The organism is Oscillospiraceae bacterium (assembly GCA_015065085.1).
Classification (GTDB): domain Bacteria; phylum Bacillota; class Clostridia; order Oscillospirales; family SIG627; genus SIG627.
Genome location: SVQW01000009.1, coordinates 1 through 21,012 on the forward strand (window position 1 = coordinate 1; position 21,012 = coordinate 21,012).

Genomic DNA, 21,012 nt, shown 5'->3' on the forward strand with positions numbered 1-21,012 from the left:
GTCAGTAAGGTCACTTGTAGACTACAAGTTTGATAGGTCGCAGATGTAAGAGCAGTAATGCTTTCAGTTGAGCGATACTAATAGACCGATGGCTTGAACTACAATCTCTTCTGAGAGTTTCAACTCATTCTTCTTTATTCGGTTTTCTGAGTACATCAGAACATGCACCTTTAGCTCAGTTGGTAGAGCAACTGACTCTTAATCAGTGGGTCCCGGGTTCGAATCCCTGAAGGTGCACCATGGTTATGGGCAGTAGCTCATAACAATAGTTAGTGTCTTTATTGTTGAGGGTCCACCCGTTCCCATTCCGAACACGGTAGTTAAGCTCAACTATGCCGAAAATACTTGGCTGGAAGCGGCCCGGGAAAATAGGTCGGCGCTAACACTCCTCCTTAGCTCAGTCGGTAGAGCACATGACTGTTAATCATGGGGTCGTTGGTTCAAGCCCAACAGGGGGAGCCAAAAAAAGCGAACAATTTAGATGCGATCTAAATTGTTCGCTTTTTTCATAAGTTTTAAAACAAAAGGGAAGATGCCAAGCGGTTTTGAACTAGACTTGAATTAGTGAATATAATAACACCCCTGCTACAGCAGTTAACTATTTTTTTGAGTAAATGTCTTTGGCGTTATTTATAAAATTCTTAACAAGAGGATTGTTTTTTGATGAGGGGTTATATGCAAGATAAATTTTTCGATGGGACTCTTTGCCTTTTGGAACAAAGAACAATATATTATCGTCTTCATGAAGTTTTTGTTGTACAGCCAAATTTGTAGTAACAACAGCACCGATACCTGCATGCATCAGGTTATAATGCATTTCGCTATGTTTTGCATTTACGATTTTGTAATGTGAGGTTTTATAATTACCAAGCAATCTTACCATTCGTTGTCTTATATCTGAATTGCGTGAGAAATCCAGAAACTCAATATCATTAAATATGGACATATCATCAATTTCGCGGTCAGTAGAATATGTGTTTGCAACAATTTCTTCTCTTGACAATGAAAGGTGTTGCAATTTCTCTGCACCTTGCATTTTTTTATGCATCGCAATGACCAATCGCTCTTCTAAAAGAGGCTCTGTAACACATCCGCCGTGTTGATTAGAATAGGTTATCAAAATATCAATTTCGTTTTTATCTATTTTTTCCCAAAGAACTTGTGAACTTCCTATATTTCCTATATCGAGTGTTACAGTTATTTGGGGATTTTTTTTATAGAATTCACTGCAGATTTCAGACATGATTAAATATGATGCATAGCTTGAACCACCGACTATTATTGAGCCGTGGTCCGTATCGGAAAGCGCTCGGATTCTTTTACGCATATTATTTTCACTTTCTGCTATTTCTTCAATACTATCAATATAAATTCTGCCTTCTGCTGTCAAGGAAAGAGGTATAGAAGAACGATCAAAAATATTGAAGCCTAACTCTTTTTCCAACCTTGAAATTGCAGCACTAAGCGAAGGCTGTGATATATAAAGAGCTTCGGCAGCCTTGGTAAAACTTTCTTTTTTATATACCTCATATGCATATTTAGCAACTGTTTCCATAATTTGACCTCTCATAACATTTATTCTATAACTTTATTAAGTTATATGTATTTGATTATATCCTAAAAGGATGATATAATCAATAGGCAAATTAGAAAAAAGGAGAAAAATGGCTATGAATAAGAATATAAACAGATTTATAAAAATATTTCCCTGGTATTCGGGTTTAACGGCAGACCTTTTGTTTTATATTGCTATAGATACACTGTTTCTAACAATAGTAAAGAACTTTTCTGCGGCACAAATAGTTTCTCTTACCTCATTTGCACAGCTTGCCTGTATAGCTCTTCAATTTCTGGTTCTTTTCATAATTAAGAGAATTGGAAATACCGCATCTACAAGAGTTGGTGCTATTTGTATGCTGATATCAGCTATTATTATTACCGTGGGAAAAAGTTACTACCTTGTATTGGTTGGCAGATTGTTTCATGATGTTTCTGTAATTTTCAAAACTGCTTCATTTGTAGCCCTTGAAAACAATCTTGATTTAGTTGGCAAACGAAGTGATTTTGTGCGTTTAAGAGCTTCAGCAAACACGATTTATGCAGTTTTAACTATGCTTATTTCTTTTGTTGCAAGTTATATGTTTAATCTCTATCATTATTTGCCGATGATAGGATGCATCACGGCTTGTGCAATAGGTGTTATACTTACATTTTTAATGAAAGACTGTTCGGATTATAATAAGATTACATACAAAAAAGAAAACAAAGAGAAGGTTAAAATACATTATAGTAAGTTTATAATAATGACAATTGTTGTTTATTCATTCTTTTATCCGATTGTCAATAATGGTCAGACAGATGGTAAATTGTTTATACAGCAACAGATTCTTTTAGATTTTAATGTTGATACCACAGCATTGATAATTGGTGCTATTGTTTGTGTTTCCCGTATTATACGTGTATTTTCCAATGTGATTTTTGCAAAATTATATTATAAATATCAAGGGAAATTAGGGATTGCGTTACCTGTTATGCTCAGCTGCTCAATAGCATTAATGTTATTCGGCTCGTTAATTCCGCAGATTATAGTTAAAATTATTGTAATGGGCATAGGATATACAATAATTCTCTTTGCGAGAGACCCTTTCAAATTATATATGCAGGACGTGGTATTTGAAAATACGCCAAAAGAACAGCATCAGACGTTACTCACTATGTTGGAATTTGGTGTAAAACTAACAACTGCAGGATTTGGATTGGGCTTTTCTGCTATTCTTATCAATTATCCTATGATTGTTGTTATGGCGCTGATGTTGGTAATATCAACAATTGATATAGTATTGAGTATAAAACTTTACAAAATGGTTTTAATTAAAAAAACAGATGTAAGGTATAGATAGAATTCAATGGCATCTAAACCATTCGGCTCTTCCATATTGGTGCAACAATTTTGCACCCTAGCACAAAAGTCCTTGATTTTCAAGGGCTTTTTGTGTTTTTAGGGGTAAAAAACAACCCTCTTTCACCATTTCGCCTTTTCTCCGATCTTGGGGATTTGAACACGCGAAATATATTGACTTTATAAAACTTTCGTGATATAATACGACAAAGAAAGGCGGTGTGCTTATGAATTTTGAAACGTATAATCCCGTTATGACGAACATAGATACGTGTATCAGACCGATGCAGAGTGTGAGCTTTCATTTTGATGGGAGCGAGGGGATGTCTGCTACGCGGTTGTTTTTGACCGGGGAAACAAACATTTCTCCTTTTTGGAAGACAGAGCCCGATTATCAGATGCTTTACCGTCGCATTGACGATTCCTTGAGGAGTGATATTGCGAGGAAGGATAGATTTTGCCTTGATCTTTCAGGAGGGCGTTGTCAATATCCCAAAATTGCGTTTAAAAAGCTTGTCGCTCCCTTTAGAACACCTATGTTCGTTCTGAACGATTGTACGGATACTTGGAGAATCGGAATTTCTGCCAAGGCGCGCGATTTGACAATTTACGGATACTTGCGTGTTTGTGTTGAGGTCAGATTCAAAAAAGACGGAGTTGATAAGCATTCAACGGTTGATTACCCCGACTGCACATTTAACCTTGACATTCCCGATGGAAGCTATGATTGGACCTCTTTTCATCGTGAGATCGTGATAGACACGAAAAACGTAGCAAATATTTGCTATTTTATTGAGGGAGAAGATTATGAGGGAGAGCTATACCTTGAAGCTCCCGAATTCGTTTCGGCCGCGGGACATAATCTTGTAGGGCAGTTTTTGCCTCACACGGAAGACCGACAGACAGTTAATTGGATGGGACAAAATCTTTCGCATATAGAATGGATAGGACTTCGGGTAGATATAAACGATAAGCTCGTGTTTGACGGAGAGATATTTGAGCGCTGTCACAGATTTTCGGAAGCGGAGCTGTCTATTCCCGAGGGTGTTGTTCGTGAGGGTGTAAATACGATAAAGTTTACTTGCACCTCGGATTACAGAGATGCGGCGGGATACGTTTTGCACGAATGGGGATTTATAGCCGAAAAGCCAACCGTATTCATATCCGCACCCGAATGTATCACGATACACGAACCGTTTTTTATCTGCATAGAGGGTAAAAAAGGAGATAAGATCGAGTTTGTGTCTGATACAGTGAAAATGATTAGTGATCCCGTTTTAATGCAGGACGGTTTGAATGCATTACGCTGTATATGTGATACTGCGTTGAACGATATACATATCGAATTAAACGGAGAAAATATTATAATAAAGCGTTGTGTTGAGAAGGATGACGACGGTGTTTTGACGGGAACGGGAGACATGGTGTATATTCCCGTTGAGGCGGAGAGTGTTTCCAATTATCTTAAATGGTATCTTTCCAACAATATAGGAAATTTGCTTACCATCCGTCCAACGTACCGTTGGAACGGCACGCGAACTATAAACTCCGAGGTTTATAGAAATGTCGCATCCCTTTTAGACTCAATGGGTATCCGTTATTCGCATATGCTTGATGGCAGAGAGCTCCCGGGCTGTAATGCAAATCCGCTGGTCGAGGAGATCGAAAGCGAGCACTTTCTTGGACGGCAGACTCACGAATTTGACGGGCAGTTTGTTTATTGGGGGGATCGCGACGTTACGGGTGATCTTTCCGGACAGATGTTTTACGATCTTTTCTTAAGAATGGATAGAAAATATTCGGATAGAATGCATCATCGCTATGTTCCCGAGAACGTTTTTTATACTCCTCAAAAGCAGTATATTTTCAGGTCTCCCGAATTGCCGACGGATATGCAGAGCGCGGCACAGAGATTTGTGAAAAGTCTTAGAGATACGAGAAAAGCGGTTACAAGGCATACGGGCCCGTCTACGCTTTTTAAATATTTCTACCAAGCCGGATACAAGTGGGTGGGAGCGGAGCTTATGTATTCACCTACCGAATTGACAGTGGCGGCACTGAGAGGTGCGAGCAGCGTGTACGGTGGAAAGACGGGAGCGCATCTTGCTGTTCAATGGTCAACGTCTCCTCATGATACCGAATATCGCTATCGCAGATACCGATTAGCACTATTTATAAGCTATATACAGGGAATAGACGAGATCAATACCGAAGAAGGTCTTTGGCGATTGGAGGAATATTATCATTTCCACCATCGTTTTTCAGATGCGTGTAAGAATCATACGCTTCAACAGCAGGATTTTTACAGATATATTTGCACTCACACGAGGAGAGGTAGTTTTTATACGCCGATAGCATTTTTAAGCGGACGATATGACGGCTGGAGATGCTTTGGACGCCGTTCGACTTGGGGATTGAACTCGTTTGGATTTTCGGACGCGGAAAAAGCTTGGGATCTTCTTACTTTCTTTTACCCAAAAAGTGTTCTGGACGGTATATACAAGCATAATTGTCCGGTTGAAGAGCTTGGATATTACAGCGGAACTCCGCACGGAAACGTAGATATCATACCGATAGAAGCGGAGAGCTTCTCAAAATACCGTTTGCTGATCGCCGCAGGATACAATAAAGCTCAAAAAGAGGATATGCAAAAGCTTCGTGATTTCGTTATGCAGGGTGGTACATTACTTATAGGCTGGCCGCAGCTTTCCGACACGGTTGAGCGCTCTACGATGCAAACAGGCGAATTTTCATACTATGACGGAAAGGAAAGACGGTTTTTCTCCGATACTTATCGATCGTTTCCCGTTAGCGTGTGTGAGGTTACCGAGTATGACGAAGTAATTCTTTATACGGATTCACACAAGCCGTTGGTGGTTAGGAAAATAATCGGTGAGGGCTGTGTTTATTTGGTGAACGCAAAGGAATATGCGGGTGTTCAGGCTGTTGATCTTGCATACCGTGACGTTCTTGAAAAATTAACAGCAAAGTGTATAGAGTCCGAAAGTATATACGCGAAAGGCAGCAGAAACGTACAGTTTACCGTATTTGAGCGCCGTGACGGAAGCAGAGACGTATATTTTATAGCTACCGATTGGCATAAGGAGTGCCCCGACGGAACGGGAACTCTTATGTTGGGAGACCATCAGTACGACATTCCCGTTTCGTGGGGACAGCTTGTGAAGATAACCGCATACGGCGACAGCGCGATCTATCCTCAAAATGACGGAGATGAGGTTATCTCCTTTGACGGCTCTATCGCGCGAGTTCAGGGAGCGGGCATTGCTACGTTTGTTGTACTAAAGGATGGATCCTGTAGAGAAATTACGGTTGATTTTTCAACAGGCTCCGTTCTAGAAATATGCTTGTAATATGTAGCCTTTGGTTATGCTACCGATAAAATTGCAGAACATATAGAAAATCATGGTTAAATAATATTAAAAAAGGTTCGAAATTGTTATTGAACAGTAACGATAATATTGTAACCATAGCACAGCAATACGGCTTTGGAAGTGCTTCATATTTTTCGAAAATATTTGCAAAAAGTGAAGGCATTTCGCCTTCGGAGTACAGAAAACTGTTAAATGTTAGTGAATAAATAAACGACTCTTTGTGCAATCAGAATTTTTGAAAACGATACGCTATAGTGCATTTGTATATATCGCATGTTTAAGCGTGTATTGTGCATCTAAACTATTCGGATCTTACAAATCTTATCATTTCGCTTTATTACGTATCTTAAGGTGGAATCTGTTATTTGATGGAAATATATGGAAATATATTGACAACAGTGTTTCGGCATGTTATAATGAATCGAAAATTTATTATGTAGGAAGATGAATGTGATAAAATGTTGAAATATATTCTTTACGGCGATGGAATCCACGACGATACAGATGCTATACAGGAAATGATTGACAGCGGTGTGTGCGAGGTATCCTTACCTGCACCGAATAAGCTTTATCTGATTTCAAGACCTCTTGTGATCCCTTCGAACTTTAAGTTAAAATTACCGCGATATGCTGAGATAAAGCTTGCAGACGGTTCTGATTGCTTTATGCTTCAAAACAGGACTGTAAATAAGCCGCAAGCAAGACTTAGGGAGTTTTTAGCATTTACACACAAAGCACTTTGGCGCTTTTATGATTCTTTTTCGCCCGATAAGGAAGATGTGTGTCACGATTTTGAAATCGAAGGAGGTATTTGGAATTTTAATAATATGAACCAAACACCAAATCCGATTTATACAAGAAAATTTGACGATAACGGTTATCTTGGACACGTTATGTTTTTTTATAACGTAAGAAACTTCAGGATTTCCAATTTGACTATCAAGGATCCTGCTAACTATGCTGTTATGGTTGATACGGGATCGTATTTTACAATAGAGAATATTGTTTTCGATTTTAACTTCGGGAATCCGATAGCCGGAAACATGGATGGCATACATCTTAACGGCAACTGTCATTACGGTATTATTAAAAATCTTCAAGGTGCGTGTTACGACGATCTTGTTGCTCTCAATGCGCATGAAGGCTCCGGCGGAGATATTACAAATATTGAAATTGACGGTCTGTTTGCCGAGAATTGTCATAGTGCCGTTCGTTTGCTGACGGTAAACCACAATATAGAGCACATCAGCATCTCAAACGTTTACGGGAGCTACTATCAATATTGTATTGGGTTTACTAAGTATTATCCCGGTGAAACGACCGGGCGATTTGATGCCATATCTCTTGATAATATACATGCATCAAAGTCGGCGCGTTTGCCGATTCAGGAAGCACATATGGGAAACAAGAACTATCATTTTCCTTTTATTTGGATTCAAAGCGGAACGGTAATCGGTAAATTGAGTATAGATCATGTTCACCGTCGTGAGCGTGTTAATCCGGTTGATACCATACATATTGAAAAAACTGCTGTTGTGGAATGCTTACACATCAGCGATCTAACACTGGAAAATTATACTGACAAATTTTGCGAAAAGCTTGTGAATTATGGATGCGTGAAAAGCATTTATACCGTTGGGATGTCTAAAAATGATATCAGCAATTACGGTGTGATAGAGCAGATATACGGTGGATAGAAAAATTGATAATATAAGAGACATCTTGTAATGGTTGCATTTTTTACCAAGAGCTTATAGAAACAGAACAACTCAGATGACAATTAGAGTTGTTCTGTTTTTTTATATTATTGACATTTAATGTTAGTTCTGATAATATATAAATACAATGATTTTTAAACCAACAAAAAACACGAATTATGTTGTTCACTTTATTCTTACTTTCGGTTATAATGTAATTACAAACTGAAAGGAGAATTTATTATGAACACAGACAAAATTTTAGCAGAAGCAATCGCAAAGGACTATGTACCAAAGGATAATTCAAAAATAGTTGCCCTGAAGAAACTTGATAAGAAAGCAAAACTTCCGGCGACGATTTTTGCTTACACATTTGGTATTATTTCGGCACTTATTGTTGGCACAGGTATGTGTTTTGCTATGCAGGTGATTGGCAGCGGAGTGGTTTCAATGGTGGCAGGAATTGTTATAGGAATTATAGGATTTGTTCTTTGCGGAATTAATTACCCTATTTACAAAAGAATGCTTGAAAGAGACAAAGCTAAATATGCGTATGAAATTGTTGAACTTGCCCGCGAGATCGGCGAAGGAAAATAAAATGAAAAGGAGGGTTTGCTTTGAACAAATCAGAGAGCAAATATTTTAATACTGCCAAAAAGATGGACAAGGCCCTTATATCCCTCCTTGAAGAAAAAGCTTTTGAATATATAACAGTCAGCGAAATATGTAAAAGGGCAGAAGTTAATCGTTCTACATTCTATTTACATTATGAAAACACGGCTGATTTACTCAATGAGACAGCGCGATTTTTACTCAATGATTTTGCAGCATATTTTAATGTTGATGTAGAAAATATAACTGAAAAATTTAAAGCCGACTCACTTGATGAATTGAATTTTATATCAGATGCGTATTTACACCCGTATTTGTCATACATTAAAGAAAATAGGATTCTGTTTTCAACCATTTTATCGCATTCGGTTTCATTTGGATTCAATGAAATATTTCAAAGGCTTTATGACAATATATTTAATCCGATTTTAGAAAAATACAATTATCCCGCCACTGACAGAAAGTATGCCATGATGTTTTATCTCAACGGAATAACAGCTGTTGTAACAGAATGGTTGAAAGACGGATGCCAAAAGACAATTGAAGAAGTATCACAAATTATTTACGGATGTATATTTGGACGTGAAAACAAAGTCATCTGAATTGTTCAAACCTTGAATGCCTCCGGAGCTTCGGGGTAAACATCATTATAGTTTTTCGTTTGTTCCTGTAAGTATACTTAAAATATCGTTTTTTCATCCAATGTATCCTGTTTTCGGCAAGTAGCCGGCTGGTCTCTTGTATTTCCATATACCCCCGGTTGATAAAGTGGTATTAACCGGGGGTATTTTCTTCACGGAAATTCTGCAATAGTATGTACATATGAACGTCCAATCTGATGATTCACCCCCTAAATGCTTGTCAGGCTATTAAAACGGTTTCCGTCCGTGATGGAATCACGCGAAAAAGGATATGAATCATAAACTCACCTTTTTTATATACCATATTTACTCTATTTAAAAAAACGAAATTTTGAAAGTCAAATTTTTTATAAAAACTATTGATTTTTTTAATTTGCGTGATAAAATAACAATTGATATATAACATCAGATGTACGAATTGATAAATTGTTTAATAATTCAAATGATTTTTTAACATTTGTATAATATAATTATTATAGCGCATTTGATATTTACAAAATCCGGAAAGGTGCAGAAAATGAAAGGCTTTCAAAGAAAAACTCGAAAGTATAAAAAGGGTATAATTCATTCTGTTCTAAGTGCCATCGTTCTGGCAGTGATGGTAGCACGTTTTGTACGTGCTGATTATTATGCCGTTTTTCTTTGTGTTCTTACGCTGGTGCTTTTTTATATTCCCGTTATTGTGGACAGAACCTTTAATGTAAGTCTGCCTAAAGAGCTGGAAGCGATAATATTGCTTTTTGTTTTCGCCGCGGAAATTCTGGGCGAAATTGGCAGCTTTTATACTCACATTCCCTGGTGGGACACCATGCTTCACACCGTAAACGGCTTTCTCATGGCGGCAATAGGCTTTGCCATGATTGATATACTCAATAATTCGCCGCGCTTCCATTTTAATTTGTCGCCTGTGTTTGTGGCATTTGTGGCATTTTGCTTTTCCATGACAGTAGGTGTTGCGTGGGAATTCTTTGAATTCGGCATGGATTGCTTCACCGCAGGTGATATGCAAAAGGACAGAATTATTGATACCGTTTCTTCGGTGCTGCTCAATCCCGATGGGGTTAATGCCCCCGTAATACTCAATGATGTTACAAGCACCGTAATACATTACGGCGAAAACCGGACTTACACCGTGAATGGCTATCTTGATATCGGCATTGCGGATACGATGAAAGACCTTATAGTAAACTGCATCGGAGCAGTTGTGTTCTCTGCTATCGGATATTTCTATATAATCGGGAGAAATAAAGGTATATTCGCCTCAAAATTCATTCCGCGCATGAAGACCGCCGAAGAAATCGAGCATCAGAAAACCAAACAATTGCAGACAAACGAAACATCCCAAACTCAAAAGAAAGAATGAACAAAAAGCATACTGCCTCGCAGTATGCTTCAGTGTGTCGATAAACCTATCGACACACTGTGAGACTTTCGAAAAGTCAGGGATATTTTGCCGATTTAAGCCTGTCGGCGTACAAAGGTACGGTAGGGCTTGAAGCGGCAAAAAGCGACAAACAGCAGGTGATATTCGATGTATCACCTGCTGTTAATTTCTTTTTTGATTTATTTGCGCTTCTTGAAATATAATTTATTTTCGTCGCGGTATCACGACTTCCTCGACAGTCTGAAGCATACTGCCTCGCAGTATGCTTTTTGTGTTGACAACAATGAAGAAATGTGGTAAAATATATTGAATAATGTAAAATGGAGAGGTATGTAAATGGACGCTGTTGTAGGATATACCGGATTTGTGGGCACAAATCTTTGCAAAAGCCATGATTTCAGTTATAAATTCAATTCTAAAAACATTTCCGATGCTTTCGGACTTTGCCCAGATATGTTAGTATATGCGGGTGTACGCTCGGAAAAGTTCCTTGCCAATAATGACCCTGCGGCGGATATGGAGAATATAAAGACCGCTTTTGAAAATATAAAGAAGATTGCTCCCAAAAAGCTGGTGCACATTTCTACTGTTGATGTATACAAAAAACCTGTTAATGTCAGCGAAAAAAGCATTATAGATACCGATGGACTGGGTGCATACGGATATGACCGATATGCTCTGGAACAGATGCTTCGTGAGGAGTTCCCCGAGTGCCATATTATAAGACTTCCCGGTCTTTACGGAGAGGGACTTAAAAAGAATTTTATTTACGACATGATAAATCTCATTCCTTCCATGTTAAATGAAACGAAGTATACCGAGTTAAAATGCGATATTATCGATAAGTATTATTCACTTCAATCCAACGGGTTTTATAAGTGCCGACCGCTTGAAGAAAACGAGCGCAAGGAATTGAGAACGTTTTTTGAAGCAAGCGGATTTACCGCACTTAATTTCACCGACAGCCGTTCCGTTTTCCAGTTTTATAACCTTTCATACCTGTGGGAGCATATACAGATTGCACTTAAGAACGATATTAAACTGCTCAATATATCCACCGCCCCTGTAAGTGCCGCGGAGATATACCGCAGTGTGCATAAAAAGGATTTTGAGAACATTCTGGCAAAAGAACCTGCCATGTATGACTACAAAACGGAATACGCACAGCTTTTCGGAGGAAAAGACGGGTATATAATGGATGCGGATTTTGTCAAGGCGGATATAAATAAGTATATTCTGGAAAGAATATGAGGAAATAATATGAAGCTTGCAATATCAAATATAGCCTTTGAGGCTCAGGATGACGAGTATTTTTACAGTCTCATGAATAAACTGGGTTTTTGCGGTCTTGAGATAGCCCCGACACGCATAATACCGCAATCGCCTTATGACAATGGTGAAATCATTTCCGACTTTTCCCGTAGAATAAAAGCCGAATACGGACTTGATATAGTTTCCATGCAGTCAATCTGGTTCGGAATAAACCAGAGAATATTCTCAACCGCTGAGGAACGCAATTTCCTTGTGGATTACACAAAAAAGGCAATAGATTTTGCTCACGCGGCAAATTGTAAAAACCTTGTTTTCGGCTGTCCGCGTAACCGCGTTATCGACAGTGAAGAGCAGTATCCCACAGCGGTGGAGTTTTTTCATCAGCTTGGCGATTATGCCGCTTCACAGGGTACGGTAGTTGCCATAGAAGCCAATCCCCCCATATATAATACCAACTTCATAAATAATGACACCGATGCTCTGAAACTGTGGAAAGAGGTTTCAAGCGACGGCTTTAAGATAAATCTTGATATGGGAACGGTCATTCACAACCAAGAGGATATCAATGAACTTGATTTTTCCGCAATTTCCCATGTTCATCTCAGCGAGCCGGGACTTGTAAAGCCACAGAAACGCGAGCTTCATAAACAGCTTGCGGACATGATGAAATGTGCCGATTATAAAGGCTATGTTTCCATAGAAATGAAAAAGGGTCTTGACCGTATTGAAATCGAAGAAGTTATGAATTACGCAAAGGAAGTGTTTTCTTGATATTTGAACAAAAGGAGGGTGTTCCGCGCTACGAATGTCGCGAATATGCCCCCAAAAATACAAAATACTGTGTGCTTATTCCCATAATAAACGAGGGCGAGCGCATAAAAAGAGAGCTTGAAAGAGCAAAGACCGCGGGTGTGGACAAGCTGTGCGATATAATTATTTGCGACGGCGATTCCACCGACGGCTCCACTGCCGACGAAATAATGCAGTCTCTCGGCGTTAATACGTTGCTTATAAAGAAAAGTGCAGGCAAGCAGGGAGCACAGCTTCGTATGGGCATTGATTTTGCCTTGAATGTACGTGGCTACGACGGTGTTGTTACCATAGACGGTAACGATAAGGACAGTATTGAGGATGTACCCAAGTTCATTGAAAAACTGAATGAGGGCTACGATTTGGTACAGGGAAGCCGTTTTATAAAGGGCGGTAAGGCAATAAATACTCCGTTTGTAAGATATGTTTCGGTTCGTCTTATCCATGCTCCGATTATTTCTATCACCGCGGGACAGTGGTTTACCGATACTACCAATGCATACCGCTGTTATTCGGCGGCATATCTTAGACACCCCAAGGTTCAGCCGTTGCGCGAGGTGTTCAGCGGATATGAGCTTCTTGCGTATCTTTCGGTAAGAGCTACTCAGCTAAAAATGAAGGCGTGCGAGGTTCCCGTTACCAGAGCTTACCCCAAAACCGGCAAAACACCTACGAAAATAAGTGCCGTGCGCGGAAACAGTAATCTTCTTAAAATATTGTTTAAAAACCTTTTCGGCGGCTACAATCCGTCAACGGACAACGGTTCTGAAAGGAAATAATATGAAAACCTTGAATAAAACTCTGCCTTTGATATTTGTAATCGCGGCGGTAATTCTTTTGTCGCTGTGCTTTTACCGCAATCAGCTGGGCGTTTCGGGACAGGACTGGTTTATGACCTATCAGGATGATTCCGACTTGCATATACGCGGAAGAATAACACGCACTATCGAGACGGGAAACCCTTTTTCCGACCACGCGCTTATAGGTCAGTATGCGGTTATTGATTCTCAGGAAAAGTATGACCCTTATTTCAGGCAGATCGGAATACAGGGACTTTATGCTTCTTTTGTGCAGAAATTAACCGGCGCAAATCTCGAGGACACTGTACGCTATACACGTATGCTTAATTCATTTTTGTGTGCTTTGGTGTGTGCGTTGTTTTCGTTTTGGCTGTGGAAGGAATTCAATAAAACGACAGCGGTAATATCTGTTTTCCTCTTTGCATTTTCACCATGGCTTACTGTTTCGGCACGAAATCTTTACTGGGCAACCTGGCTTATGTTGTTGCCGGCGGTACTTATGCTGATGCTGTTGCACCGCGATGCGGTACGCAGAAAGTATTCCAATGTGCTGGCATTTTTGCTGTGCTTTGTTTCACTGTTTCTTAAATGCGGTGCGGGCTATGAGTTTGTAAGCTGTGTACTGGTGTGCATGGAGTTGCCGTTTATTTACTATGCTGTAAAAAACAACTGGAGTATAAAGAAATTCTTTGGTCGAGCAATTGTCAGCGGACTGGGCGGAATAGCGGGTTTTGCCGCTGCCATCGGTATAAATCTTTTTCAGTGCAGGCTGCTTGTGGGTGATTTTTCTACTGCCGTACAGCTTATGATGGAGAACATCTCCAAGCGTACAGGCGCGTTTGGCATAGAACAGACAAATGAGCTTATTATCGCAAGCCTTAACGTAAGCCCCATAACTGTTATAAACACATACCTTTTCAGCGGTGAGCCTGTTCTTTTCAGCTTTACCATGGCTGAAATTATAGCCTTTTTTCTTGTAATGCTGTGTGTTCATATTGTTACCGGAAAGGGAAGTAATGCGGCTTATTCGGCATCTGTCGTATCACTGATAGGACCCGTTTCATGGATGGTGCTGGCTAAGGGACATTCCTATATCCACTGTCATATTAATTATATTCTTTGGTCTATCCCCACGGTATACGTTATGACATTGAGCGGTTTGGGAACACTTTACAGACTTGTGCGTGACAGCTATCTGAATGCTAAAAGCCTGACACGTAAAATTACAGTTGTTGCAGTGCCTGTTATATTGGCACTTTATATAATCGCCTGCTTCTACATGCGCAACAATGTGAGAGGCTGGTAGAAAGGAACAAAAATGGTATATGATAAAATAATACTCGGCGCAGGGCTTTACGGGCTTTATTCTGCATTGTACTGTGCGAAAAAAGGACAGAAAATACTTGTTCTGGAGCACGACTCGGCTCCTTTTATGCGTGCTACATATATAAACCAGGCACGTGTGCATATGGGTTATCATTACCCACGTTCACTGTCCACTGCAATAAAATCTGCCGGTTACTTTAAACGCTTCAACGAGGATTACGGCTTTTGTGTACACACTCAGTTTGATCAGGTATATGCCACATCTTCTGCATTTTCATGGACAAATGCGGCTGAATTCCGTAAATTCTGCCGTGATGCCGGGATAAGATGCGATGATATTATGCCGGATGTGTATTTCAAGGACGGGCTTTGTGACGGTACATACCTTACCACCGAATACACCTACGATGCCCAGATACTCAAAAAGTATTTTCTTGACGAAATATCAAAGTTTCCGTCAATTGAAATACTTTACAATATGCGTGACTACGAAATAAAAAAGAGTGATACAAGCTTTGAAATAAAGCTTCCGGACGGCACCACACACAGTACGGATTTTCTGCTGAATGCCACATATGCCGCCGTTAACCAAGTACTTTCAAAGTTGGGATACGAACCCTTCAAGATAAAATATGAGCTTTGCGAAATTATTCTGTGTAAGGTAAGCGAAAACCTTAAAAACGTAGGTCTTACGGTAATGGACGGACCTTTCTTTTCCATAATGCCGTTCGGAAAAACAGGTATACATTCCCTTACCTCTGTAACATTTACTCCCCATGTTACCTCATACGATAAGCTTCCTACCTTTGACTGCCAGAAGACCTGTAATGGCCACTGTACCCCGGAAAGACTGGGTAATTGTAACGAGTGTCCCTCCAAGCCCCAAAGCGCGTGGAGTTATATGTCCAGCCTTGCCAGAAAGTATATGAAGGACGAATATCAGTTTGAGTATCTTTCCTCGCTGTTTTCTATGAAACCGATTCTTAAGGCTTCGGAGGTGGATGATTCCCGCCCTACGGTTATACGTCAATTCTCCGACAGCCCCGCGTTTTACAGCGTGCTTTCGGGCAAGATAAATACGGTCTACGACCTTGATGAAATATTGAAATAAGGAGTGAAAAGCATGATAAATAAGGAAAAGAATTTTATATCCGCTGTTATGTACATAGGAGATAATATGGATATTGCCCCGGATTTCGTACGTAAGCTTGCGGCAGTTCTGTGCGAAAATTTCGAGCACTATGAAATAATTTGCGTAAATGACGGCTATGACGATGATGCCGTTTCGCCCCTCAAAGCGCTTTCCGGAGATGTGAAAAACGGAGTTCTCAGCGTTGTGAATATGAGCTATCGCCAGGGCGTGGAGCTTTCTATGTCGGCAGGTGTGGACCTTGCAATAGGCGACTTTGTTTATGAATTTGACAATATAAGCGCCGAATTTGACAACTCGCTTATAATGGAAATATACCGACGCAGTCTTACCGGCTTTGATATTGTAAGCGCTTCACCCGCAAAAAGCCGTAAGTCATCACGCCTGTTTTATAAGCTTTATAATCGTTTTTCCGGCAATCCCGCAAAAATTCGCACCGAAACCTTCCGCATACTCACACGTCGTGCCATAAACCGTGTTAATTCCATGTCGGATACGCTTCCTTACCGCAAGGCACAGTACGCGGCATGTGGCCTTAAATGCGACACTGTTTTTTATGATAGCAAAACCGCCCGCCGTAACAGCGATTTTGAAACCTCCAGAAGCGATAAGGCGATTGACAGCCTCATTCTGTTCACCGATATTGCGTACAAAAGCTCGCTTGCGATGGCGTTTATTATGCTTTGCCTTTGCGTGTTCAGCGTTATTTATACCATCGTAACCTACATTGCCATTGACACCGCACCCGGTTGGGCTACCATCATGCTGTTTTTGTCAGTTGCGTTTGTGGGCATTTTCGGTCTGTTTGCGGTGGTTATTAAGTACCTTACACTGCTCACCGAACTTGTTTTCAAAAAGCAGAAGTATATTATACGTTCGATTGAAAAGATAACAAAATGACAAACTTTTTAAACAGTATAAAAAAATCATTTGAGAAAAACAAAAAAGGCATTGCACTGATGCTGTTTTCCTCTTTCTGTGTTTGCTTGGGACAGCTTTTCTGGAAGCTTGCCTCAACCGGGGAGGGAATGAATATTCCGCATCTTATATGCGGATTCATACTTTACGGAATTGGTGCCGTGGTTATGATACTTGCATACCGTTACGGAAGCTTGTCGGTACTTCAGCCTATGCTGGCGGCAAATTATATTTTCGCACCGGTTATTGCCGCAATAGTTTTAAATGAAGCAATTTCGCCCATGCGTATAGTCGGCATAGTGGTGATAATAGCAGGCATATTGCTGATAGGGGGTGGGGATGACTGATGATAACGGTTGTATTTGTTATTTTAATGACGCTTGCAGGCTCACTGGGCTCGTTTTTTCTGAAAAAAGCCACCGACGGTGAGCTTGTCGGCATAATCAGAAACCCCAATTTCTACATCGGCGGAACCCTTTATTTTATAAGCCTTGTTATAAATGTCTGGCTTCTCACACGCCTTGATTATTCCCTTGTAGTGCCACTGTGCTCGCTGAGCTACGTATGGACAATGATACTGTCCTGCAAATTCCTCAAAGAAAAAATAACTTACCGTAAAATCTGGGGCACAATAGTAATGATATTGGGAATAATGATGTTGATTTGACAAAAAAACATCCTGTCCGTCGGACAGGATGTTTTTGTTGTGTTTTGTTGTTTACGGCAGAAGTCTCTTGGGAACGATTCTGTGAGCAACCATGCAGGGCTCGAATGCTTCTGCGTATTTTACTTTGCACTGCATACCGCGGAATTCGGCAAGTATGCGGCACTCGTTGGTGTAATCAACATTGTCGTGCTCTCTCAGCCATACTTCCTGGGATTCGTGGCACATAAGCATCTGAATCTTCTTGTCATAAACATCAGTGATGTCTACATATTCGGTGGGGTTGAAGCCAACCTCAGATGCGGTACCCATGTAGTAGATGGGGCAGATGGTGTCGATAGCGGGGAAGTTGGTTTCGTAGTGAGGACAAGTAGCCATGAATGCCGCATCAAAAGCTAAGTGAGAAGCGGCAATGTGGTCGCACATGTAATCGGTGGGCTTCTGTATGAACATCAGGTCGGGCTTAGCCTGACGGACGATGTCTACCAGAAGATCCTTGTGCTCACGACTCTGATAGTAGGACTGAAGGTCGCCTATATCAGCGGTGAGATAGTGGAAGCCTGCAAGGTCGCAGGAGCGCTTTGCTTCTGCAACTCTGATTTTGGAAAGCTCATCCGGCATAATAACCGCATGACCCATGCTTCCGTTGTTTACTGTGCACAAGAATACCTCGTCGCCTCTTTCCTTGCACTTAAGAAGAGTTCCGGCACAGTGAAATTCAATATCATCGGGATGTGCTGCTATTGCTAATACTCTCATTATGTTTCTCCAAATCTGAAAAATAATTATTTGCTCGGTTATTATAACACAAAAATTTGCAAAAGTAAATAGAAACAGGAAAAAATGTTTTTTCAGGCTTCCGAACGGTCACTTCTTCCGCCCGTGAATATGAGAGCGGTGTTGAGCTTCCCGAATTCGCGGGATGCGCGTCTCTTTGGTATTTCTTCATTGATTATGCGTTCCACAACGTCAATTTTCCAGTCGAGATGCGCTCTGTCGCACATGTATTCCATGCTGGGCTCGTAACCGAGACGGGAGTCAAATTCAACCAGAGGAATAGCGCCCTTTGCATTTTCTATTTCAAATTTTGCAATCTCGGTCATTTCGTCAAGCAGCTTATCCACATCGGAATTTTCCTCAAGAAGCGCCGCTTTTCTCTTGTGCCATTCTTTGACATTACGCGCTGTTGCGATGGCACGTCCCATGTATTCACCGAGTCCTGCGATTCTTCTGGCGTTATCGCGTTTGGATTCGGTGACCTCGGGCAGAAGATCAGTAAGAATTTGTGCACCTTCAAGGAAGCATTCGCTGCTCTTGGTATAAAGCATTATTTCATTATTGAATTTTTCCAGCTTTTCGGGTGTGGAAATATTATACATATAGTTGGGGGAGCAAATCTTGTTACCGCCGAAATGTGCGTGTGCAGGAGATGGAATAACTATATCCTCGTCATCAAACAGTACCAGAGGATAAGATGCACCCATTCTCAGCGGACCGTACTGGTCCTGGTTTGTGGAAACCAAAAGATTTATACCCTCGCTGAAAAGCTTGTAAGCATCTGTTACGGATTTTATGTGTTGTTTTCCCCAGTCGCGTCCTGCCAACGCCTCGATCACTTCTTCGCCGTTGGGGGTGGGGGTCCAGAAACACCATTTTGCAAGTTCGGAGATAAAGGAAGGATAAAATCCAAAATGATGTGAGTCCATACTGCCGACAAGACCGTACTTCTCGTTCATTTCGATCATGGCATTGTAGCGCTTGAGCCATTGATAGGGTACAGGTTCATACGGAACAGTACCTATATCCCAGGTAAGACCGCCGGAGTTTGTCATGGAATAAAGCGGTATACCGCGTTTTTTTGCGGCTTTTGCTTCACTTACAAAGTATTTTCCGGGGCCGGGTTCAAAAATGGAATAGTCGGTGGTGGTTGCATTTACACCCAGACGCTGAACCTTTTCAAACATTTCAAATGTCGCCTGAAGCGAAATATCGGTTGGCAGATTCTCAATAAGCGCCACACGGTCTTTTTCGTCCGTATAGCCCCAATTGTAGGTCCAGAATACAATGTCCGCTTGAGGATTTTCTTCTCTTATAACCTTTTTTATCATATTAACCCATTCCGGATAGTCGCTGCAGGGAAACCATCCGGGAGAGGGCTTGTTGGTGATGCGGTTACCGTCCTTGTCAATGTTTTCTCTCCACGGACGGCCTGTGGTACGGTCGTCTTTGCTGGGAAATTCAATGCTTTCGCCTACAAATACAATACCCTTAAGACCTGGGCAAAGCTTGAACAGTCTTCCATATTGATTACGGTAGTATTCCTCGGCTCCCTCGTCAGACGGATGCATTTTATTTTTGTAATAGCTGTATGCGTATACGTCCACACCGTAGCGTGCGGCACGGCGTATAAGATCGTTAAAATCTACGTATCCGCAGGTTGTAAGGTTTACATCTTTCGTGAAAAGAAGTATGGAATTTATGCCGTAGTGCGCAATGGTATTAAGGTGCTCATCGGGGAAGCTGTCAATGGAATAGCCCGAATGAACCATACGTGTTGTGAAACGCGGAGCACGAGTGATACTGCCTTTTTCAAGAAAAGGCGCTTCCTCAAGATTCATAACATCCTCAAGGTAATAACCGCCCTGAGCCGCCGCACGTTCGGATTTTCCCACGATGTGCACATAACTGTCGGTCACTTCGACAGTGTAAGAACCATCTTTTTCAAGGCTCTCGTCAATTATGTATGCTATGTACTTTTCCTCGGGATGTTCAACGGTGTAACGGACCTGTATATCCATAGATGTGAGAAAATAGTCTTCCAGATCGCGGGCGCACCGACGCATAAAGCTGTTTCCCTCGGGAATTACAATTTGCCATTCGGGGGTTATCTCTACCTGAGTTTCCGAAGCGATTTTGCCGGGTAAACGGCGGTTTGGTGTATGAACCTCCATCAGCCTTTTTCTGAATTCATAATTAAGCTCAGCCATAATTACTCCTTATTCGTCTTGCTTGTAATTGAGGTCAATTCTGTCAGTTTCCTTTAGGGTAAGGTTTTCTGCTATTTCATAGGTTATGGTAACTTTTCTGAAGGGATCGGTTTTGGCTTCAAGGTTTTCTCTGGAATCGTACTGAGTGAATACTACCTGCGCCGTTCCCGACTTGAGAGGTGTAAGAGTCCATTCGTGGTACTGGGTAGAGGGGAGACCGGGTGCAGATTCGCTGTATGAACGCTGAGAGGTCAGCTTGAAATAGTTCTCGTCAAATGACGGAGTATCCCATACATACCCACTGTTTGTGTCCTTGGGAAAGGCTACAACTGCAGCTTTGTCTCCGCCGCAGGCGGAAAGCGCAAAACAAAATACGATAAGTGCAAGTACAACAAAGATTTTTTTCATGAGTAATACCTCCTTTAAAACTAACTATATTATACATTTTTCATAATTATTG

The 21,012-nt window shown here is 40.9% G+C and carries 19 protein-coding genes, 2 tRNA genes and 2 rRNA genes; 19 read left to right on the forward strand and 4 right to left on the reverse strand.

Features of this window, described 5'->3' with window-relative positions:
* The 4 genes from E7588_06885 to E7588_06900 form a co-directional block, all read left to right on the forward strand.
* Nucleotides 1-100 (forward strand): 23S ribosomal RNA (locus E7588_06885); the annotation flags it as partial.
* A 64-nt stretch (nt 101-164) separates the two neighbouring features.
* Nucleotides 165-240 (forward strand) — tRNA-Lys (locus E7588_06890).
* Between the two features lie 28 nt (nt 241-268).
* A 5S ribosomal RNA gene (gene rrf, locus E7588_06895) occupies nt 269-385 on the forward strand.
* A gap of 1 nt (nt 386) precedes the next feature.
* Nucleotides 387-462, forward strand: a tRNA-Asn gene (locus E7588_06900).
* A 136-nt stretch (nt 463-598) separates the two neighbouring features.
* Here the strand turns inward: E7588_06900 and E7588_06905 are convergent.
* The gene (locus E7588_06905; protein MBE6688988.1) at nt 599-1,570 is read right to left on the reverse strand and encodes a LysR family transcriptional regulator; all 972 of its coding nucleotides are present in this window, start codon (nt 1,568-1,570) and stop codon (nt 599-601) included.
* A gap of 100 nt (nt 1,571-1,670) precedes the next feature.
* Here E7588_06905 and E7588_06910 point away from each other — a divergent pair, with 100 nt between their 5' ends.
* The 15 genes from E7588_06910 to E7588_06980 all read left to right on the forward strand — a co-directional run bounded on the left by E7588_06910 (nt 1,671) and on the right by E7588_06980 (nt 17,568).
* A complete protein-coding gene (locus E7588_06910) occupies nt 1,671-2,900 on the forward strand; it encodes an MFS transporter (protein MBE6688989.1) in 1,230 nt (409 codons plus the stop codon).
* A gap of 343 nt (nt 2,901-3,243) precedes the next feature.
* On the forward strand, nt 3,244-6,270 hold the full coding sequence (locus tag E7588_06915) for a hypothetical protein (protein MBE6688990.1): 3,027 nt from the start codon (nt 3,244-3,246) through the stop codon (nt 6,268-6,270).
* A 65-nt stretch (nt 6,271-6,335) separates the two neighbouring features.
* Nucleotides 6,336-6,497, forward strand: coding sequence for an AraC family transcriptional regulator (locus E7588_06920; protein MBE6688991.1), 162 nt, complete (start codon nt 6,336-6,338; stop codon nt 6,495-6,497).
* Between the two features lie 252 nt (nt 6,498-6,749).
* A complete protein-coding gene (locus tag E7588_06925; protein MBE6688992.1) occupies nt 6,750-7,988 on the forward strand; it encodes a hypothetical protein in 1,239 nt (412 codons plus the stop codon).
* Between the two features lie 243 nt (nt 7,989-8,231).
* Nucleotides 8,232-8,585 (forward strand): dihydropteridine reductase, encoded by a 354-nt coding sequence (locus tag E7588_06930; GenBank protein ID MBE6688993.1) that lies wholly within the window; start codon nt 8,232-8,234, stop codon nt 8,583-8,585.
* A gap of 20 nt (nt 8,586-8,605) precedes the next feature.
* A complete protein-coding gene (locus E7588_06935; protein MBE6688994.1) occupies nt 8,606-9,202 on the forward strand; it encodes a TetR/AcrR family transcriptional regulator in 597 nt (198 codons plus the stop codon).
* A gap of 556 nt (nt 9,203-9,758) precedes the next feature.
* The gene (locus E7588_06940) at nt 9,759-10,604 is read left to right on the forward strand and encodes a hypothetical protein (protein ID MBE6688995.1); all 846 of its coding nucleotides are present in this window, start codon (nt 9,759-9,761) and stop codon (nt 10,602-10,604) included.
* A 357-nt stretch (nt 10,605-10,961) separates the two neighbouring features.
* A complete protein-coding gene (locus E7588_06945; protein MBE6688996.1) occupies nt 10,962-11,876 on the forward strand; it encodes an NAD(P)-dependent oxidoreductase in 915 nt (304 codons plus the stop codon).
* Between the two features lie 9 nt (nt 11,877-11,885).
* Nucleotides 11,886-12,668 (forward strand): sugar phosphate isomerase/epimerase, encoded by a 783-nt coding sequence (locus E7588_06950; GenBank protein MBE6688997.1) that lies wholly within the window; start codon nt 11,886-11,888, stop codon nt 12,666-12,668.
* Nucleotides 12,665-13,486 carry a glycosyltransferase family 2 protein gene (locus E7588_06955; protein MBE6688998.1) on the forward strand — a complete coding sequence of 274 codons (822 nt, stop codon included), beginning with the start codon at nt 12,665-12,667 and terminating at the stop codon, nt 13,484-13,486. The genes E7588_06950 and E7588_06955 overlap by 4 nt, the downstream gene beginning before the upstream one ends.
* Before the next feature lies 1 nt (nt 13,487).
* The gene (locus tag E7588_06960; protein ID MBE6688999.1) at nt 13,488-14,813 is read left to right on the forward strand and encodes a hypothetical protein; all 1,326 of its coding nucleotides are present in this window, start codon (nt 13,488-13,490) and stop codon (nt 14,811-14,813) included.
* A 12-nt stretch (nt 14,814-14,825) separates the two neighbouring features.
* Nucleotides 14,826-15,944 carry an FAD-binding oxidoreductase gene (locus E7588_06965; GenBank protein ID MBE6689000.1) on the forward strand — a complete coding sequence of 373 codons (1,119 nt, stop codon included), beginning with the start codon at nt 14,826-14,828 and terminating at the stop codon, nt 15,942-15,944.
* 12 nt (nt 15,945-15,956) lie between these two features.
* Nucleotides 15,957-16,883 carry a glycosyltransferase gene (locus tag E7588_06970; GenBank protein MBE6689001.1) on the forward strand — a complete coding sequence of 309 codons (927 nt, stop codon included), beginning with the start codon at nt 15,957-15,959 and terminating at the stop codon, nt 16,881-16,883.
* Nucleotides 16,884-16,942: 59 nt separating this feature from the next.
* The gene (locus tag E7588_06975) at nt 16,943-17,248 is read left to right on the forward strand and encodes an EamA/RhaT family transporter (protein MBE6689002.1); all 306 of its coding nucleotides are present in this window, start codon (nt 16,943-16,945) and stop codon (nt 17,246-17,248) included.
* Nucleotides 17,248-17,568, forward strand: coding sequence for a multidrug transporter (locus E7588_06980; protein MBE6689003.1), 321 nt, complete (start codon nt 17,248-17,250; stop codon nt 17,566-17,568). The genes E7588_06975 and E7588_06980 overlap by 1 nt, the downstream gene beginning before the upstream one ends.
* A gap of 51 nt (nt 17,569-17,619) precedes the next feature.
* On the opposite strand, the gene E7588_06985 is transcribed toward E7588_06980, so the two are convergent.
* The 3 genes from E7588_06985 to E7588_06995 all read right to left on the reverse strand — a co-directional run bounded on the left by E7588_06985 (nt 17,620) and on the right by E7588_06995 (nt 20,960).
* Nucleotides 17,620-18,324: a PIG-L family deacetylase gene (locus E7588_06985; protein MBE6689004.1), complete on the reverse strand. Its 705-nt coding sequence runs from the start codon at nt 18,322-18,324 to the stop codon at nt 17,620-17,622.
* A 92-nt stretch (nt 18,325-18,416) separates the two neighbouring features.
* Nucleotides 18,417-20,552 carry a hypothetical protein gene (locus tag E7588_06990; GenBank protein MBE6689005.1) on the reverse strand — a complete coding sequence of 712 codons (2,136 nt, stop codon included), beginning with the start codon at nt 20,550-20,552 and terminating at the stop codon, nt 18,417-18,419.
* Nucleotides 20,553-20,561: 9 nt separating this feature from the next.
* Entirely contained in the window at nt 20,562-20,960 is a 399-nt protein-coding gene (locus tag E7588_06995; protein MBE6689006.1) for a hypothetical protein, read from the reverse strand.
* Nucleotides 20,961-21,012: the final 52 nt, after the last annotated feature.